Raw genomic sequence first — 18,204 nt, 5'->3', positions numbered from 1 at the left:
CATGAATTTGCTGGGTAGTGTTTGAGCGATAATATTTAAAATCCTATAAGAACTTCCGTTTTGAAATATACAAGTGTCTTATAACATATATTCTTTGTGTGATATTATTGTACTGTTTTTTGCGTATAATTTTATTTTAAAAGTTTTATTTTGGGATTTTAAGCATTAAATTTGTGAGAAATAACAAAAGAGAGTAAAGCTGTATTTTCTAGAAAAGCGTCTCATTATTTTACAATATCATTTTGTTTTTATTTGTTTTCTTTTTTACAATTTTAGGCATTATTCATCGAAAAATGCTAAGCTTTATTCTTTATAAAAAAGAAGTTTTTGTAAAAAAATCCAATGGTCAATGACAGTCTTCAAATATTTTGCTGTTTTCTATTTAAAAAAGCGCTTAAAGAACAACTTATAATAAGCCAAAAAGGCAGCAATATGCCGCCTTTTTGTTAAATTGGATGGGCTATTTTTACAGTCTTGATTTAAAACTGATAGCGTATGCCGCCAGAAAAATTTGCTCCCGATATACCGGTTTTTTGCAGTTTTTGTTGATAACTCACATCACCATGAAGGGAGAAATTGTGAGACAGTTGTGCATTGATGCCAATACCGCCTTCAATTGCAGGTCCCATAGGATCTAGCTCAAAGTCTCTTCCAATATGAATGCTACCATCATCACCAAAGGTTTTGATCAAGTTTACTTTTCCATAGAAAGACATAGGACGGTTGTTTTCAGTGGAAATGGTTTTGGTCAAACGCCCACCAACACGGATCATCCATTGAGAAGGATTTTGCATGTCAACGGTCAGATTATCAGCATCTTCAATGGTGTTAAACATCAAGTGTTGATAAGCAACTTGTGCCTGCGGTTCGAATGTTACGCCTTGTATACCGGTTGCAAATTGTTTGCCAATAGTTGTGGAGATCGTCAACATTTTGGCATTTTTCAACTTTGCGGTTGTTCCAATGAGGGCATTGCTGATTTTTCCCTTTAGGATGCCATAGGATAATAACGTATCAAGATAAAAGCCATTGTCGTGCTGTATGGTTCCGTAGGCTGTGAGTGACCATTTATTAATGGTGTTTTTTCCAGCATCTTGCATGTCTTTTGCGGTGAAAGAGAGTTGTCCATAGGTGCCTAAAAGACCCAAATGTGTTGTAGTATTGTGTCCTTCCTGCGTTGCGAAGTTAACACCTCCTTGTAGAGCAGCATAGCGAAGATCAGCACCGCTATAACCATATTGACGGGGCGCACTTTCAGAGGATAAGGTTCCAGTGCTTCCATAGGTGTGTAAGAAGAAGCTGCTCTGTTTTTCTTGTCCTTTTGCCAAGACAGATGTTCTGAGATTGGCTAACAATGCATTTTGTTGCGCCATATCCGTCAATCCACTATAGAAGAGAGCATTTGGCATGACCAAATAGCTTGCCATTTGTGCTACAGGCGCATGCACATTTGCTTCAGGGTTAGAGCCGGAACCTGGATTAGAGCCAGACTCTGTGTTAGAATTGAGAAACTCAGGTTGTAGACGAAAATCCCAGAAATTTTCATCCTTTTCATCAAACAGATTTTGTTTTATATCAGCTTTGCCTTGGCTTGAGTTTGGTCCATAGGCACGGAGCATATATTTATCAGGCGAACCATTTATTGTGGTATAGCCATGGGCTAATTTGAAGGAGCCTTCTTCGGCTGTTCCAGAAACTTGGATAAGAGAAAGTCCCCGTACATTTTTCTCAACATCAGAAGTTTTTTTGTGAGTGGTGTTTCCTTTTAAATTAACAAGAACATTTGTATTTCCTGAAACATTTCCATTAATCAAAAGCTGATCGGTTTTTTGCTCTGTAATTGGCTTACCATCACTCCACCAAGTATTGAAAGAAATCTGTGCATCACCCGTTGCATTATAGACGGCTTTGGTATCTGGTTTTCCAGAGCCTATATGCAATGTGTGGTAATGATCTTCTGTTGGTTCTTGAAAAATGAGAGAGCTGTCATTGAGGTCGAGAACAGAAATATCAGAACGTGACCTTTGAGTAATATCAAGCAAATTGCCCTCAGCATCTTTTTCTTGTGTGCTGTTTTTTAAGAACCATTGTGTCCCGTTTCTTAGGTTGAAGCTTACGTTTCTCTCTTGTGCAATATTTGTTCTGCCTTCTAAAGTAGAGTGATCTGCATTTAACGTGAAGCTGCCGTTGGGTATTTCCTTCATGTTTTCATCATCCCACACATTTTTATCCGGCCAAGAAATTTTGTTCCAAAAAATACCATCACCTAATAACACATCGGCGTGGATTTCTGAATCTTTGAAATTGAGCGTACCGATTGATAGAGCAGGACTATTTTCGATGCTTTTTGCGGCAAAAGCTCCAACAAGAATTCCTGTACCATTGTCAACGTGAAAAACTGCATGGCTTAAATTGATTTCATTGCTACGATATTTTTGTGGATCCATTGGATCAAGTGGGTCATTATCAGAAACACTTGTGAATTGTAAGCCAGCAATTCCTGCTGTTGCAGAAAGATTTGTGAGATCCATATGACCGCCATTGATCACGATTAATGCATTTTTTTTTGCTTCTATGTTATTTTTAGTGTCATTACTTGTTTTAATTGTACCATCATCAATTGTGACAAGACCAACATCAACATTTTTAATGGTTGTGTTACCATTTAATTCAATTATACCATCTTCGTAGGATTCTACGCCAATGGTTACTTTTTCGTTATCACTGCCGGTTATTATTAAATCTCTACTAATAATTTTTCCTCCATCGTTTGCAGAAAGACCGATATCAAGGTTTTTAATGGTTGTTGTGCCTGTTAACTGAATTTCGCTATCAGGATTCCAAGTCAATATTCCATAGCGGTCTTTTTCAGGGGTTGGATTAATTGATTTTGCTCCGATGACGGTTAAATTTTTGCCGGTGATTTTACCACCAAGATTTGCTCCAAGACCAGTGTTAACTACGTTTTCGATGGTTGTATTACCATTTAATTCAATTTTACTCTGATTTGCTTTTATACCGAAACCAGTTGTATTAAACTCAGTTTCTGGAGATTCAAGACAGATTATTTTTAAATCTTTGGCAGTGATTGTAGCAGCATTTTTTGCTTCAATCCCATTCTTAAATTGTTGAATGGTTGTTGTTCCCTTTAATTCAATTTTACTATTAGAATCTTGAGCGAATATACCGATGCCTACATCTTTGTCTTTAAGAGCGGTTATAGTTAGATTTTCGCTATTGATGTTTCCACCTTGGTATGCATAAAGCCCGTTTCTCACGTTTTCAATGGTTGTTGTGCCTGTTAACTCAATTTGACCAAAATCCCTAGCTGTTACACCAGTACTGTCGTATTTTTCAGTTTTAAAACCAGTTATTTTTAAATCATTGCCGATGATTTTACCACCCTTTATTGCATGAAGTGTCTCATAGTTTTTTCCAGATTCTGTTACTGTTTTTCCATCAGAAACTTCAAGAGTTTCAGCATGGACGTTGAATTGAATATTAAACAGCATAATAGCTGCTGTCGCCATAGATGACAGAAGGGATTTTTTGTACACAAATACTCTCCTTTTAAAGCTCCCACCAATATTCATTCCCCCCACCGGCTTTATAAGAAGAAGTGAAAATGAATAGTTATTAATAAATTAGTTCATTTTTATTATTTTATTTATGCTTATATGTCAAAGTAAATATAATTTAATATAAATTATATAAAATATTTTATTTAAATTCATATGGTGTTTAATCTCAATAGAGAAATATAAACTAATCATTTCATAAAAATAATATTGTAAGTAATATAATAGATGTATATTGAAGATATACAGCATCATTGTACATTTTTTATGTCTAAAAAAATAAAAGCGTAGTTGAATGCAACAAGCAAAGCTTAAAAGAAAGTTTTCTCACTTTGGGTGTAAAACGCGTTTTTTATTTAAGTTAAAGACTGCTTATTGGCTACTTTTATAAATTTTAGTATTCTTCTTAAGGGTTTTGATAAATTTGTTGAAGAAGCTTGTTATGTTTGTTGTATTTGGTTGGATGCGTTTCACAAAAAGCTATTGTTTCACGTGTTTCGTGCGCAAAGAGCCAAAATGGCCCCTTTGAGGCGCAAAAGATAGATGATGCCAAAAAAGGCAGCAATATGCCGCCTTTTTGTTAAATTGGATGGGCTATTTTTACAGTCTTGATTTAAAACTGATAGCGTATGCCGCCAGAAAAATTTGCTCCCGATATACCGGTTTTTTGCAGTTTTTGTTGATAACTCACATCACCATGAAGGGAGAAATTGTGAGACAGTTGTGCATTGATGCCAATACCGCCTTCAATTGCAGGTCCCATAGGATCTAGCTCAAAGTCTCTTCCAATATGAATGCTACCATCATCACCAAAGGTTTTGATCAAGTTTACTTTTCCATAGAAAGACATAGGACGGTTGTTTTCAGTGGAAATGGTTTTGGTCAAACGCCCACCAACACGGATCATCCATTGAGAAGGATTTTTCATATCAATGGTAAAGTTATCAGCATCTTCAATGGTGTTAAACATCAAGTGTTGATAAGCAACTTGTGCCTGCGGTTCGAATGTTACGCCTTGTATACCCGTTGCAAATTGTTTGCCAACAGTTGTGGAGATCGACAACATTTTGGCATTTTTCAATTATTCTCATATTGGCTAACAGCGCGTTCTGTTTAGCCATATTGGTTATAGAAAAGGGCATTTGGCATGATCAAATAGCTTTGTATTTAGGGCACAATGTTTTTTTCTGCTGAATCACTATCAAGAAGTACTGGCTGTAAGCGAAAATCCCAAAAGTTTTTATTTTCTTCTAAAAGGATTTTTTTAGTACTTGTTTTACTATGGTTTGATGTTGGCCCATAAGCTTTCAGTATATATTTATAAGGTGAACCATTTATTGTGATATAGCCATTGGCGAGTTTAAAAGAGTTCTGATTTGCTTTTCCAAAAACTTGAATTAGTGAAAAACCGTCCATATTGCTAGGAGCAGAAGTATTTGTTGCAATATTGTTCTTTTCTAAATGTCCAGTGACATAAACCAATGTAGTACCTGAAACATCACCATGAATTAGAAGACGATCGGTTTTTTGTTTTGCTATTGGTGCACCATCACTCCACAAAGTATTGAAGGAAATCTGTGCATCGCCTTTTGCGTTATAGACAGCTTTGGTATTTGTTTTTCCTGAACCTATATGCAGTGTATGGTAATGATCTTCTATTGGTTTTGCAAAAGAAATAGAGCTGTTTTCGAGATTTAGTACAGAAATATCAGAACGTGCTCTTTGAGCAATATCAAGAAGTTTTCCATCAGTGTCTTTTTCTTGCTTGCTGGTTTTCAATATCCATTGTGTACTGTTTTTCAGGTTAAAGTGTACGTCTCTCTTTGGTGCAATGTTTGCTTTGCCTTCTAATATGGAATGATCAGCGTTTAATGTAAGAATAAAATTATTTTTTTTAGCTGAATCTTTGGTTGCTAATAAAACATCGGCATGAATTTCTGAATTTCTGAGATTAGCTTTGCCGATTGATTCATTTGCATTAATTCCAGTACCATTTTTAATGTGAAGCTTTGTATTGGTTAAATTGATTTCGGATGTTTTATTGTTCTTGGATTTTTCAAATATCACACCTCTGTTTTCTGCTGTAGCAGACACATTTGTTACATCAATATGTCCATTATTGTTTACAACAAATGCATCTTTTTTAGCAATTATTGCTCCTCCACTCATTTTGGTTGTGCTACCATTTTCTGCATAAAGTCCGATCTCAGCATTTTTAATTGTTGTATTCCCATATAACTCAACCAAACTACCCATATCTTGGCTTACTACACCGGCGGTTCCGTTACCATCTATCGTTGTTAGAGTGACATTCGTGGCTTTAATATGTCCACCCTTTTCTGCAAACAACGTTGTGTTCCCCGTCACTGTTCCTCCCGTTATGGTGATGGTAGATTTTGAGTCTTTTGCATAGAGCCCACTGTTATCAGATGATGTAATTTGAGCATTGTCAGTTAAAGTAATAGTGCTGCCGTTTAGGGCAGATATTGCTGCACCTTTTGCGCTAAATGATCCTCCAGAGACGGTTATGTGAGAATCATTATTTGCAATTATGCTATTGATTGCTTGCTTAACCGTTACATTTTCTAAAGTAATGTTACTTCTTCTTGCAATTATTGCATTGATTAGTAGTGCATTGTCCTTACTATTTAATATTGTTACATCTTTCAGTTTGTTATTGCTCTTATTTTTTAAAAGGTGAACGCCTGCTTCGGAACTCTTAATGGTTCCTCCGATCATGTTGATTGTGCTATTGTTTTGCGCATCAATTCCGATTTTAACATTACTAATTGTTGTATTTCCAAGCAATTCAATCACACTGTTAGAGCCAGAGGCAGCTGCACCTGCAGCTACACCGTTGCCATCATTCGTTGCTTTTAGAGCAACATTTGTAACCGTAATATGGCCACCTATGTCTGCTTCTAAGGCTGTATATTTTCCTGTTACGCTTCCTCCTATCATGGTGATGGTCGATTTTGAGTCTTCTGCAAAGAGACCTGCTTCATCATATGATGTAATTTGAGCATTGTCAGTTAAGGTAATACTGCTGCCGTTTTGAGCACATATTGTTGCATAGCTTGAATCAAATGATCCTCCAGAAATTATTATTTTAGAATGATTATTTGCAATTATGCTGTTGCCTGTTTGAGTCACTTTTACATTTTTTAAAGTAACGACACTTTCTTTCTCTAAAACTATCCCTTTGCCTGAATTTTTCTCTTTGCCGGTCGATATTGTTACGTTTTCCAGCTTATTTTCATCGCTCTTACTATTTATAAAGCCGACGCCAGCTTTGGAAGCCATAATGGTTCCTCCAACCATTTTAATTCTGCCACTGTTACTTGCAAAAAGCCCGCCTTTAGTATCCTTAATCATTGTATTTCCATACAATTCAATCATACTATCAAAGCTATCGACTGCTGCAGCGACCCCATGGCCATTTGTTGTTAGAGAAACATCAGTGACCTTAATGTGTCCGCCGTTTTCTGCAAGTAATGCTACTTCTCCAGATATTGTCCCTCCTGTCATTGCGATGCTAGAATGTAATCCATTTGTATAGAGCCCTTTGCCATTTGATGATGACGTAATTTGGGGAGTGCCTTCTTTACTGCTGATTAAAGTAATTTTGCTGCCGTTTCCAGCATATACCCCTACGTCTTTTCCCTCAAATGATCCTCCAGAGATCGTTATTTGTGATTGATTATATGCAACTATGCTGTGTTTTGCTTGTGTAATGGTTACATCTTCTAAAGTGACGTTACTTTCTTTATCAGTAACTATTCCTGTAATAAGAGTTTTTTTATTTTTACTGCTTGATATTTTCACACTTTTTAGCTTGTTTTTATCACTCTTGCTGTTCGAGAACTTAGTGCCTATGCGAGAAACTGAAATGGCTCCCCCGATCATTTTCACTGTAGCACCGTCTTTTGCTTCAAGACCAAATAAAACGTCAAAAGCAGTTCCTTTAATTGTTGTGCCATCCAGTAATTCAATCGTAGTGTTAGAGCCTTCAGCTGTTATAGCGTATGCATCGTGATTGAGGTTTGAGTGTGTTACAGTTAAATGCTTACCGATGATTTTACTGCCGTTTTTTGCATGAAGTGCATCATAGGTTTCTCCATGTACTGTTACTGTTTTTCCATCAGAAACTTTAAGAGATTTAGCGTATGCACTGAATTGAACATTAAACAGTACGACCACTGCTGTTGCCATAGATGATAGAAGGAATTTTTTATACACAAATACTCTCCTTTTAAAGCCCCCAATATTCATTTCTCCGCAGTCTTCAAAAGAAGAAAAGAAAGAGTATTGCTTTTATTTTAATAATGCATCATTTTAATAATTTATTTTGCTTTCTCTGTCAAAATTAAAGTTGGATTTATATTTAAATACGCAATATGTATGTTTACTTTATAATGTATTTTTTTAGTATATTTATAAAGTAGTTTTTTTTCATATTTATAGTAATATTATAAAGTTGTGATATTTTTATTGATAGCAAGATATTCTTTGATGCCAATATTCATTGGTATATGATTTAGCAATACATGAATAGAAAAGATAGTAAAAAAACATAATGTAAAAGAAAATATCAGTGTTTTAAAAGTTGTATATTTTTCCAAAAGGGAAAGAATTTTATCGTTTTAAAGTCGATAAGGAATAAATCTTTTTGTATGTAGTTTGACTTTATGTTTTATATTGAACGGGAAAAGATAAGATTAGGGTGGATATGTGATAATTTATTGTTTTTATGACTGTTTTTTTACCATTAAATGCGCGTTTTTTCAAAATGAATTTTGACAGCTAAAATTGCAAAAAAAGTGTAAAAAATAGCAGTTGAAATTTGGTAGCAAAAAGAGCGCGGTGTATCCCTTGCACAATTAGCTGCCCGTGCAAGGCATCTCAAATGACAATATGGTCTAGATGTTTTGATTATTGATTATATCCAACTCATGATAATCCATTCAAAACGCTCATTAGAAAACCGCGTTCAAGAAATAACAGCGATTATCATGGGGCTTAAAGCTTTGGCAAAAGAACTTAATATTCCTATCATTGCTCTGTCACAGCCCTCACGCCAAGTTGAAAACCGAACAGATAAACGTCCATAGCTTGCAGATCTACGAGAATCAGATTCCATTGAACAAGATGCCGATATTGTGCTTTTTGTTTATCGTGAAGAATATTATCTCAAAAAGGAAGAACCAAAAGAAGGCAGCGCTGAGTATAGAAAATGGCAAGAGGCAATGGAGAAAGCCAAAGGCAAAGTCGAGGTTATTATAGCTAAACAACGCCATGATCCAACAGGAATAGTTCCTCTTGCCTTTCAATCCGATTTTACACGCTTTAGCGATCTAACGGATAACGATAACTTTTTAGAAATGCCCGCTTAAAGCACTTTCTTATGAGTGACAATTATTCTTTCTGAGGTAAAAATTGTTACCTGATGATCAAGGAGCAAAATCCAATAGATTCGCACTCAAAATTACGAATCTTAAAACAGCCTTTGAAAGGTCTTTGAAGACCCTTTGAGAACCTCTTAAAAACCCTTTGAAAAAAATAAATTGATGCAAAACCTGCTGTAGTTTGACACTAGGTTTTATACTAAGTGGGATTAGGTGGGATTAGATAGGAATACGTGGTAATTTGTTGTTTTTATGGTTATTTTTTACCATTAAATGCGTGTTTTGTCAAAATAGATTTTGACACCTAAAATTGCAAAAAATGGTAAAAAAGAGCGAAAATTGGAATTTAAGGGTAAAAATGAGAGAAGGCTTTGAAAGGTCTTTGAAAACCCTGTGAAAAATTTTGAAAAGTCTGTGAAAGCCCAGAAAACCGCCTTTGAAGACCCTGTGAAAAAAATCACTCCAAAAGTTCAATTGACTCCAAAATCAGCCAAAAATAACCAAAAAAGCAAAAAAGATTTTCACCTATTGGTGATTATCTATTTTTAGAGGTAATTTATACTTATAAATCAAATTGTTATATAATTTTTCTAATGTAAAAAGATTTTCATATCGATTTTTCATTTTAGAGGAGCATTAAGCCGAATTTTGTGCAGCTTTGGAGTGTTCTTTTTCAGCTTCGATTTGACGCTTTAAATGCAATTTTAGAAGAGGCAAAGTAAGCTCTATTTCTTCCGTGTCGTTGATGTCTTGAACAAGCTCTTGCAGTTTTTTATAAAGTTCCGCCGCGAGTTCCGCTATATCTTCAGGGGGGAGTTTTATTTTAGCATCGCGATAGGTTGTATAAGCTATGCGACCAAGCTTTTTCATGAGTCCAGCAGGAATGGTAGGCGGAGAGATATTGAAAGACCGAGCCATCATCATGTCTATAAACATTGCATCTTCACCGGTCAAAAGCCAATTCAGGTTCACTCCAAATTTTTCTTTATATGCTGATAAAACCGTTGCATCTGGAGTTCTATCACCGCGTTCGTAATTTCCAAGCCCTTGAATACTGATACCAATTTTAAGTGAAAATATATCACGAGATAAGCCCACAAGCTTTCTAACTTCTGTGAGTCGTTTTGCTAATGCAGTTTTGGGCTCATTTTTTTGTCGTCTCATATTATAAATGTTTACAAACGGGGTTGACTAATATCCCATTTGTAGATATACCTCATATTAGAGCCCGATACGAAGGGCGTTTATTATACATTTAACCCCACAAAAAACGGATGGTTTGAGCATCCGTTTGAAGCAGGAGCGAAAGTTATGACAACCACACAAACATGCATTCAAGTATGGGATCGCCATAGTATTTTAGCTGAGCTACGCCGCCGTAATATGACCTTGGCGGAGCTCGCGAAAGCATATCAACTACCGTCATCCAGTGTTCAACATATCTGGACACGGACCAACGAGAAAGCTGAACGCGCTATTGCCGATTTTATCGGTTTGCCCGTCGAGCAGGTGTTTAGTGACCGCTACCCCAAAAGTCGCCGTCGCATTTTTAAAGCAGCAAAACATGCCAACACAGATTCGCGTGCGCATTCTGCTTTGCGCGGAAATGCTGCTTAAACTTCGTTACACGGCTTTGCGTTTTTGCGCATTTGCCATGCATTTAGATACCATAAGATAAAGAGGTTTATCAATGTCTAAAGATCAATACGAAATGGGCAAGATAAATTGCATAGAGTTGCATCATGGAACAGCCGTTTGGACGGGTTGGTTTTGGCGATTAGGGGGTGGTTATGGTTGCAGCTTATAATTTATGGATGCCAGAGGCAAAAAGAGAAATTTTTAATCCTTATTCAGAAGCTGAGCGATTACAAATGATGCTTTCCTGTTCTTTAAAAGCAGTGAGTGGAGGCTTTCGACATATACCGATCCGGTATGTTATTGACCCCCCGCATGGCTTATTTGATGCGATATTAGCACGGCAGATTGCTATTCATATTTTGCATTATCAATTTGAGGTGCCGCGGCGGCGTATTGTTGCCATGCAAGTACGGAAGCAGACTGCTATCTTTCTTGCTTTACAAGTGATTAACCGGCGTTTGGAAGAACCCGTTTTTGCGAAAGCTTATCGAAGATGGGCGGGGCGTGCGATGGATTTATTCTTTAAAGAGATCAGAAAGGCGGGGGCGTGATGGCACAGTTTCAAAAGCTTGCTCTTGATGTGATTGTGGTACCGGAGCGTATACGCCCTGTAGATGATGAGCATGCTAAGGCACTTGCACAATCAATGGCGCGGGAGGGATTGATGAATCCCATTACGGTACGCCATACGCCCAATGCGAAAGAGGGAAATTATACACTTATTGCTGGTGCGCACCGGCTTCGTGCTGCTGAGCTTTTGGGGTATAGTGATATTGATGCCGTTGTGGTGCAGGCTGATAAGGACAATGCCGCGCTTTTAGAAGTAGCAGAGAATTTGTTTCGCAATGAATTGTCTGTTATTGACCGTGCGCTTTTTGTCCAGACTTACCGCGAATTGTGGGAAAAGAAGTATGGGGAGATTAAGGTTGGTGGGGATGGTAGTAATCAACATAAAGCCAAAAAAGAGCAATTGGGTAAAGTTTACCCTATTGCTCAAATCAGTGATAATGCCTCTTCAAATGACAATAAAATCGGGTGTGAAGAGGACAAAGTGGCAAAGGTGCAAGTTGCACCTTTGCCAAATGATGGTGACTTAAATGGCAAAATGCAAACTTTGCACTTTGCCAAACATGTGGCAGATCGCATTGGTTTATCGAAGGAGTCGGTGAAACTCCTCAATCGCATTGCCCAGCATTTACAGCCGGAGTTGCGCTCTGTTTTGCGGGGGACCGCCTTAGCAGATAATCAAGCGCAGTTGTTGAAATTAGCAAAGATGGAGCCGGTTTCGCAACGGCGGGTGGCGATTGCTTTACAACAGGTTGAGGGGGATTTACGGCGGGCTGTTGATTTGGTCAATGGGATTAATACGCCTCCGCAAATTAATGAGCAGGAACGGATTTTTGCTCAATTGTTGAGTGTGTGGCAGAGAGCAGATGCACAGACACGGGCGCGGTTTTATGATTATTTGAACAAACAATCGGGGGAGGGGCAGGCATGAAGAGGCATGGTTGCGGGCAGCTTGATTTTTTCCAAAAGCCGGTTTTTCCCTGCCGCGAACCCGTTGCGCAGATTGATTTAGGGCGGTTTCGTTCTCGCATTAAGCGGGCGATGGCGCGGGCTTTGAGAGAATGCCGGGTTGAGCGCAGTGTGATTGCAGAGCGTATGGCGCATTATTTAGGGATTGGGTGTTTAAGTAAGGCAAGTTTGGATGCGTATGTTGCGGAAAGTAAGCAGGTTGATATTTCCCTACCACGGTTTAAGGCATTTGTGCGGGCGACAGAGGCATTTTGGCTCTGGGATGAGGTGGTGAGTGAAGATGGTTTGCTGTTGTTGCAAGGGGATGAAGCGCGTTTGGCAGAAATTGCGCGCCTCCAGCAGGAACAGCGGGAGATTGCTGTGCGCTTGAAAGCCATGCGTGCAACACCAGTGCGCATTAAAAGGGGGCAGCCATGAAAGAATGGTTTAGTATTGCTGAATTGGCTGAAGCGGCTTTGCCAGGATTGCCGAAAACAAAGATCGGTCTCAACAATCTTGCGCTTAAGAAATGGCGTTTGAATACACAATTGTTTCGCCAAACATTAGGCAAAACCAAGCCGGTTTGGGAGTATCACATTTCTTTATTGCCGGAGGGGGCGCAGGCGGCATTGTTGGTGCGGTTTGGAGTGGGTGTTGATGTGAAACAAACGCAAGGGGAGCAAAAGACAAGTATTTGGGTGCGTTATGAGGGGCTTTCAAAGGCGCATAAAAGGCGCTGTGAAGAGCGTTTGAAGGCGCTTTGTTTTTGGGAAGATTTGCTCCATGGCGGTATGGGTGTGCATGATGCGGCAAGTTTGAGTGCGGTGCAATTTGGGGTTAGCCGGATGTCGCTTTTTAATTGGCGGCAGATGGTTGAAGGGTATGAGAGGTGTGATTGGTTGGCAGCGCTGGCGCCTTGTTATGGTGAGGAGACTGTTTCGCAATTTGCGCCGTGTCATGAGGGGGCGTGGGAGGTTTTATGTTCGGATTATTTGCGTTCCTCTCGCCCTGCTTTTTCGGCATGTTATCGGCGGATGGTTTCGGTTGCGCAGGAGAAAGGTTGGGCGCCCATTCCTTCTGAGCGGGCTTTGCGGCGTCGTTTTAAGGCGCAAGTTTCCAAAGCGGTTGTGGCGTTAGCGCGTGAGGGCGAAGAAAAGGCAAAAAAGCTTTATCCGGCACAACGGCGTGATCGCTCAAGCCTGCATGCACTGCAAGCGGTGAATATGGACGGGCATAAGCTGGATGTTTTTGTGCGTGTTCCTTGGGGGCAAAAGCCTGTGCGGCTTTATCTGATTGCCATTCAAGATCTTTATTCGGGCAAGATTTTATCGTGGCGCTTGTCGGATGCTGAGACTTGGGAAATCGTTCGTTTGGTGATTGGGGACATGGTGGAGGCTTATGGGATACCGGAGCGTATGACTTTGGATAATGGGCGTGCCTTTACTAGCAAGTGGATTTCTGGAGGTGTGCAAAACCGTTTTCGTTTTAAGATTAAGCCGGATGATCCGCAGGGGCTTTTGACGAGTTTGGGTGTGCAATTGCAATGGACGACCCCTTATAGCGGACAGTCTAAACCGATTGAGCGGGCATGGCGTGATCTGGCAGAAGCGATTTCTAAACATCCCTTTTGTGCGGGGGCTTATACGGGCAATAAACCGGATGCCAAGCCGGAAGATTATGGCAAGCGTGCGATAGGATTTGAAGAATTCAAAGCCCATGTTGGTGCGCAAATTTGTGCACACAATGCGCAAGCGGGGCGTAAGGCGGTTAATTGTGCGGGGCGCAGTTTTGATGAGACCTTTACTGAGAGCTTGCAAGCCGAGGGGACGATAGTTCGGCAAGCGAGCGCAGCACAGAGGGCTTTATGGCTTTTAACCTCTGAGGCATTGCGTGCGCAAAAGGGTACGGGCGAGATCCATTTTTATGGCAATCGTTATTGGGCGCGGGCGTTGAATGAGCATGCGGGGAAGAAGGTTATTGTACGCTTTGATCCGGATAATTTGCATCAAGATTTACGGGTTTATGATTTGAACAATCGGTTGCTTTGTTTGGCACCATGCCTTTGTGATGTAGGTTTTTATGACCAGCATGCGGCGCGCTTGAATGGGCGTTTGCGTAAAGAATATGTGAAGGCTGTTAAAGCAGAAAAACAGCTAGCAGCAAAGCTTGCGCCTGATCACTTGGCCGATGTTTATGGGCGCTTTGAGAAAAAGGATGAAGCGTTGAAATCCAAGGCTCCGATAAAGCCGAAGGTGAGCCGCTTGATGCCAAACCATGTGGGGAATTTAGCTTTGACAGCAGACGATGATGAGGTTTTGGGGGAGGAAGAATTTAGCACGCACTTGCATAAAGCTTTAAGAAAGTTTTCCGCCTCTGATGAGGGGCGTGAAGTGATTAAGTTTCCTAAACGATAGGAAAGGAAAGAGGGGGGATTTGCAAGAATTCTCAAAAGGAAGCTGGTTTTGTATCGCGTACCAGCTTGAAGCGTTAACAAAGAAACGGGGGGAGAAGTCTTAATCCTTTAAAAGTTTTAATCAATACAATTAAATTTTTAGGCAAATCTTCAGATGCCTTTATCTGACTAGGTGAGGAACATGGAGTGATTCAACTTTCCCAAAAGACGAAGGAGAAGGGGATTTTATAAGGTTAGCCGTTTTAGTATCGCGTACGGCTTTAAATGTTCATTGAAGACCAAAGATAAGGGGCTGGTTGGAGCCCTTCCCCTTATCAGTAGTCTAAAATCAATACGAAAGGGGAATATACATGAAAAACGCGATAAATGCAACGGTCGATAAAAATCCTTGGGCGCGACCTAAAATCCAGCCTAATGGAACAGCACAAAACCGCAACAGTGATGACATTGCTTTATGGAATGAGCTTGTGGATTCAGTCAGAGCTTTGGGGCAAATGAATGATTGGTCGAAAGCAGAGGTGGCACGGCGCATTGGCATGCCGGATGGGACGTTTTCGCAATGGTATGCGGGCAGTTATGCGGGGCAATTGGGTAAGCAAAATGCGAAGGTTCAACAATGGGTTGAAGTTTTAAAAGAAACGGCGGGGTTTTTGGAAAAGATCCCTGAAAAACCAGCCTTTCAGAGGAATCGAATTGCCAGTGAGATTATTGATACTTTAACATTGGCACAAAGCACGGGGGATATGGTGATGATTACGCTTGATGCGGGCAGTGGTAAGACCGAAACCTGCCGCCATTATCGCTCTACCCGTCCGCATGTTTATCTGGTGACAGCCAGCCCGCATACGCGCAGTGTTCACGGTATTTTGAATGATATGGCAGCAGAATTGGAAGTGGTGGAATATAATCCCACCCGCTTAACGCGTGCGATTGGTAAGAGATTAGAGCGTGTGGGGGGTGGAACATTGTTGATCGTTGATGAGGCGCAAAATTTAACGGATGAGGCGATTAATCAGTTGCGCCATTTTGTTGATATCAATGGTACGGGGCTCGCTTTGGTTGGGAATGATGAGATCTCGGGGAGGTTGGTTCACCGTCAAAATGGTCCCTCTTATGCGCAAATTAAAAGCCGATTGGCAATGCATCTGAAGCGCCGCAAACCCTATAGTGAGGATATTGCAGCGCGTATTCATGATTGGGGGATTGAAGATGTTGGGGCGATAAAGTTTTTGACAGGGATAGGCTTAAAGGCTGGGGCTTTGCGGCAAATTGACAAAACCATGATGTTGGCACGTATGGCAGCGCTTGGAGATGGGTGTGAGGTGACCCTGAAACATGTCAAAGCGGCATGGAAAAACCGTAATGTGGAGGAATTGGCATGATGAGCTTAAGCCCTAAAGAATTATCCGATACGCTTGTTGGTCTTTATGATGATTATCAATGCGGTTTGGATATTAGCCAAGAACTTAAATTGTGTGTGGATTTGGCTTTATCGCTTGAATTGGAATTGAGTGTTCACCGTTTGGGGGAAGCGGATGCGGTTTTGGAAGCTGAAGTTGCAGAAGTTTTGGCTGAGTGTGAAGGCTCTGATCGAGATGAAGATAAGACCAATCGTGTGATTTATATGGATTTTGGAGGCGGAAAATGATGGAACGGAACCCTTATATGGTGAGAGATTGCTTGATTGCTTTGCGCTCTGGCTTTTTGAAGTATGAGATGAATGGACTTTTTTTGCATGCACAAGATGTTCGAGAATTGAATGCGTATTTACGGCGCTTAGCAGGCTATAACCACATTTTAGGTCATGAGCTTATGCGGTGTCGTTGGCAATTGAAAGCGGGATGTGCGCCTTCTTCAGGGGATGTTTTGCCGTTTCGCCGGTTTCAGGAAAAGAAGGAGGAATTTAGCGATGAATAAACAGATTGAACTTGAAGGCACGCGTTATATGAAGGATGCAAAAGGGGCTTTGGTGCCAGTAAGCCTGATCCGCCCTGCGGATTTGTTGGAAGATGAAACGGTGCGTAAGGTTATGGGGTATGCCAAAGAGCTCTCAGCACGGATTGCGCGTTTTAACAACCATACGATTGCGGATTTGAGTGGTTTTGATAGCTTGCTTGCGCAAGAATATGGTGTGGAGTGGCGTGGCAAAAAGGGCAATTGTACGTACACCAGTTTTGATGGTTTGCAACGTATTAAGGTGCAGGTACAAGAAAGCTTTGATTTTGGTCCGCAATTGCAAATTGCCAAAAGCCTTCTTGATGAGTGTTTGAATGAATGGTCTGCGGATGCGCGCCCTGAAATCCGTGCGATTATTACGCGTGCTTTTAATACGGATAAGGAAGGCAAGGTGAATCGGGGTGAAATTTTTATGCTGTTGCGCTTGGATATTGATGATCCACGTTGGAATGAGGCGATGCGGGCGATCCGTGAAGCCATTCGTGTGACAACATCTAAGGAATATGTGCGTTTTTATGAGCGTGATACATTAGAAAGCCCTTGGCGCGCTGTAACGCTTGATTTGGCGAAGACATAAAGGGAATTAGTAAGGGGATACCATGTCTTTAGCGGCTATTCATATGGGCAAACGCGCGTTAGGTCTTGATGATGAGACCTATCGCGCACTGCTTTTTCGATTGACGGGCAAGCAATCGGCAAAAGATTTGAATTTTTTAGAACAGCGCTTGGTGATGCAAGAAATGCGCGCCTATGGGGGTGGCGTCAATGGCAAGCTTTTGAGAGGAAAATATGCTAAGAAGCTTCAAGCTTTATGGATTGCAGGGTGGAATCTTGGCATTATTCGTGATCGTTCAGATAAGGCGTTGCTAGCCTTTGTGAAGAGACAGACAGGGATTGATCATATTCGCTTTTTACGCGATAGCGATGATGCGTGTAGAGCTATTGAGGCGTTGAAAAGCTGGTTGCAGCGTGAGGGTGGGGTTGACTGGAGAGGAAAAGTCCGCCAAGATTCAAGGGGAATACACCCAAGCATTGCCATTTTGTGTGCCCAATGGAAGCGTTTGAATCCCGATGTTGTGTTTGATGTGGAAGCTTTTCATCAAAGTGTTATGGCGTTAAGTGGTAAAGCTTTGGGGGAGATGGCTGGGGGCGATTTTATGCGCGTTATGAATGTTTGGGGGCGGGTCATCCGTAAAGGATTTACAAGCGAGGGGTAAGCATGCATGCACGAGGAAGTCTATAGCGATTTTCCTGCCTTATTGCGTGAAATAGCCGCTGTTGCGGGCAGTGAGGCAGCATGGAATATGATGCGTGCTTTTGGTGGACGAGAAGTTTATATCCCTGGGCGTCTTGAGAATGCGGATTGGTTGATTGAAATTGTTGGGTTTGAAGAGGCGGAGCAATTGATCAAGTATTTTTGTTTTAATGGTTCTGGTGTGCGCCTTCTTATCCCCCTTGGTAGAGATGCTGAACGGCGGCAAAAAATGATGCAAGCGCTGCAAAAGGGCTGGTCGGTAGATGCTGCAGCTGCGGTTTCTGGTATGCATGTGCGTACAGCCTATCGCTTGAAGAAGAGAATTTCTTCAAAAGAGCCCCAAGGTTTATTATTTCCAGAGTTTTATGAGTATTGAGAGTTTTGACTGACAGTGTCAGGCTTATATGGGGGGCGTGAGATTTCATAAACTGCGGATGAATTTTA

13 protein-coding genes and 2 pseudogenes are annotated in these 18,204 nt (G+C 40.6%); 12 read left to right on the top strand and 3 right to left on the bottom strand.

From position 1 onward, the window contains the following. Positions 1-479: 479 nt before the first annotated feature. Both PVV66_RS02900 and PVV66_RS09720 read right to left on the bottom strand, forming a co-directional pair. Positions 480-3,557, bottom strand: coding sequence for an autotransporter outer membrane beta-barrel domain-containing protein (locus PVV66_RS02900; RefSeq protein ID WP_273718843.1), 3,078 nt, complete (start codon positions 3,555-3,557; stop codon positions 480-482). A 634-nt stretch (positions 3,558-4,191) separates the two neighbouring features. Next, positions 4,192-5,927: pseudogene (locus PVV66_RS09720) on the bottom strand (autotransporter outer membrane beta-barrel domain-containing protein); the annotation flags it as partial. Positions 5,928-8,440: 2,513 nt separating this feature from the next. On the opposite strand from PVV66_RS09720, the pseudogene PVV66_RS02890 reads away from it, so the two are divergent. Beyond that, positions 8,441-8,971: pseudogene (locus tag PVV66_RS02890) on the top strand (DnaB-like helicase C-terminal domain-containing protein); the annotation flags it as partial. Between the two features lie 648 nt (positions 8,972-9,619). Here the strand turns inward: PVV66_RS02890 and PVV66_RS02885 are convergent. Further along, positions 9,620-10,147: a helix-turn-helix domain-containing protein gene (locus PVV66_RS02885; RefSeq protein WP_273718842.1), complete on the bottom strand. Its 528-nt coding sequence runs from the start codon at positions 10,145-10,147 to the stop codon at positions 9,620-9,622. A gap of 147 nt (positions 10,148-10,294) precedes the next feature. Between PVV66_RS02885 and PVV66_RS02880 the strand changes: the two genes are divergently transcribed. The 11 genes from PVV66_RS02880 to PVV66_RS02830 all read left to right on the top strand — a co-directional run bounded on the left by PVV66_RS02880 (position 10,295) and on the right by PVV66_RS02830 (position 18,136). Beyond that, complete coding sequence (locus PVV66_RS02880) at positions 10,295-10,600, top strand: helix-turn-helix transcriptional regulator (RefSeq protein WP_026500453.1); 306 nt, start codon at positions 10,295-10,297, stop codon at positions 10,598-10,600. Positions 10,601-10,773: 173 nt separating this feature from the next. Beyond that, positions 10,774-11,172, top strand: coding sequence for a hypothetical protein (locus PVV66_RS02875; protein ID WP_273718841.1), 399 nt, complete (start codon positions 10,774-10,776; stop codon positions 11,170-11,172). Continuing rightward, positions 11,172-12,119 carry a ParB/RepB/Spo0J family partition protein gene (locus tag PVV66_RS02870; protein WP_273718840.1) on the top strand — a complete coding sequence of 316 codons (948 nt, stop codon included), beginning with the start codon at positions 11,172-11,174 and terminating at the stop codon, positions 12,117-12,119. Before PVV66_RS02875 ends, PVV66_RS02870 begins: the two co-directional genes overlap by 1 nt. Then, the gene (locus tag PVV66_RS02865) at positions 12,116-12,574 is read left to right on the top strand and encodes a hypothetical protein (RefSeq protein WP_273718839.1); all 459 of its coding nucleotides are present in this window, start codon (positions 12,116-12,118) and stop codon (positions 12,572-12,574) included. Before PVV66_RS02870 ends, PVV66_RS02865 begins: the two co-directional genes overlap by 4 nt. After that, positions 12,571-14,550 (top strand): transposase domain-containing protein, encoded by a 1,980-nt coding sequence (locus tag PVV66_RS02860; protein ID WP_273718838.1) that lies wholly within the window; start codon positions 12,571-12,573, stop codon positions 14,548-14,550. Before PVV66_RS02865 ends, PVV66_RS02860 begins: the two co-directional genes overlap by 4 nt. A gap of 349 nt (positions 14,551-14,899) precedes the next feature. Beyond that, positions 14,900-15,931, top strand: a complete 1,032-nt coding sequence (locus PVV66_RS02855; protein ID WP_273718837.1) for an AAA family ATPase — start codon at positions 14,900-14,902, stop codon at positions 15,929-15,931. Further along, the gene (locus PVV66_RS02850) at positions 15,928-16,197 is read left to right on the top strand and encodes a hypothetical protein (protein ID WP_273718836.1); all 270 of its coding nucleotides are present in this window, start codon (positions 15,928-15,930) and stop codon (positions 16,195-16,197) included. The genes PVV66_RS02855 and PVV66_RS02850 overlap by 4 nt, the downstream gene beginning before the upstream one ends. Next, positions 16,197-16,466, top strand: coding sequence for a hypothetical protein (locus PVV66_RS02845; RefSeq protein ID WP_273718890.1), 270 nt, complete (start codon positions 16,197-16,199; stop codon positions 16,464-16,466). Before PVV66_RS02850 ends, PVV66_RS02845 begins: the two co-directional genes overlap by 1 nt. Next, a complete protein-coding gene (locus PVV66_RS02840; protein WP_273718835.1) occupies positions 16,459-17,082 on the top strand; it encodes a DUF3164 family protein in 624 nt (207 codons plus the stop codon). Before PVV66_RS02845 ends, PVV66_RS02840 begins: the two co-directional genes overlap by 8 nt. Positions 17,083-17,104: 22 nt before the next feature. Further along, positions 17,105-17,722 (top strand): regulatory protein GemA, encoded by a 618-nt coding sequence (locus PVV66_RS02835; RefSeq protein ID WP_273718834.1) that lies wholly within the window; start codon positions 17,105-17,107, stop codon positions 17,720-17,722. A gap of 6 nt (positions 17,723-17,728) precedes the next feature. Continuing rightward, the gene (locus PVV66_RS02830; protein ID WP_273718833.1) at positions 17,729-18,136 is read left to right on the top strand and encodes a helix-turn-helix domain-containing protein; all 408 of its coding nucleotides are present in this window, start codon (positions 17,729-17,731) and stop codon (positions 18,134-18,136) included. The last annotated feature ends 68 nt before the right edge of the window (positions 18,137-18,204 follow it).

Source organism: Bartonella sp. AU16XJBT (assembly GCF_028618665.1).
Classification (GTDB): Bacteria; Pseudomonadota; Alphaproteobacteria; order Rhizobiales; family Rhizobiaceae; genus Bartonella.
Note: the sequence above shows the minus strand (reverse complement) of the source record. Positions and strands in the feature narration are given on the sequence as shown.

What these genes read in the sequence shown, in the direction of transcription:
- PVV66_RS02885 (WP_273718842.1), bottom strand. Translation starts at nt 10,147, where the DNA reads ATGAGACGACAAAAAAATGAGCCCAAAACTGCATTAGCAAAACGACTC.
- PVV66_RS02880 (WP_026500453.1), top strand. Translation starts at nt 10,295, where the DNA reads ATGACAACCACACAAACATGCATTCAAGTATGGGATCGCCATAGTATT.
- PVV66_RS02875 (WP_273718841.1), top strand. Translation starts at nt 10,774, where the DNA reads ATGGTTGCAGCTTATAATTTATGGATGCCAGAGGCAAAAAGAGAAATT.
- PVV66_RS02870 (WP_273718840.1), top strand. Translation starts at nt 11,172, where the DNA reads ATGGCACAGTTTCAAAAGCTTGCTCTTGATGTGATTGTGGTACCGGAG.
- PVV66_RS02865 (WP_273718839.1), top strand. Translation starts at nt 12,116, where the DNA reads ATGAAGAGGCATGGTTGCGGGCAGCTTGATTTTTTCCAAAAGCCGGTT.
- PVV66_RS02860 (WP_273718838.1), top strand. Translation starts at nt 12,571, where the DNA reads ATGAAAGAATGGTTTAGTATTGCTGAATTGGCTGAAGCGGCTTTGCCA.
- PVV66_RS02855 (WP_273718837.1), top strand. Translation starts at nt 14,900, where the DNA reads ATGAAAAACGCGATAAATGCAACGGTCGATAAAAATCCTTGGGCGCGA.
- PVV66_RS02850 (WP_273718836.1), top strand. Translation starts at nt 15,928, where the DNA reads ATGATGAGCTTAAGCCCTAAAGAATTATCCGATACGCTTGTTGGTCTT.
- PVV66_RS02845 (WP_273718890.1), top strand. Translation starts at nt 16,197, where the DNA reads ATGGAACGGAACCCTTATATGGTGAGAGATTGCTTGATTGCTTTGCGC.
- PVV66_RS02840 (WP_273718835.1), top strand. Translation starts at nt 16,459, where the DNA reads ATGAATAAACAGATTGAACTTGAAGGCACGCGTTATATGAAGGATGCA.
- PVV66_RS02835 (WP_273718834.1), top strand. Translation starts at nt 17,105, where the DNA reads ATGTCTTTAGCGGCTATTCATATGGGCAAACGCGCGTTAGGTCTTGAT.
- PVV66_RS02830 (WP_273718833.1), top strand. Translation starts at nt 17,729, where the DNA reads ATGCACGAGGAAGTCTATAGCGATTTTCCTGCCTTATTGCGTGAAATA.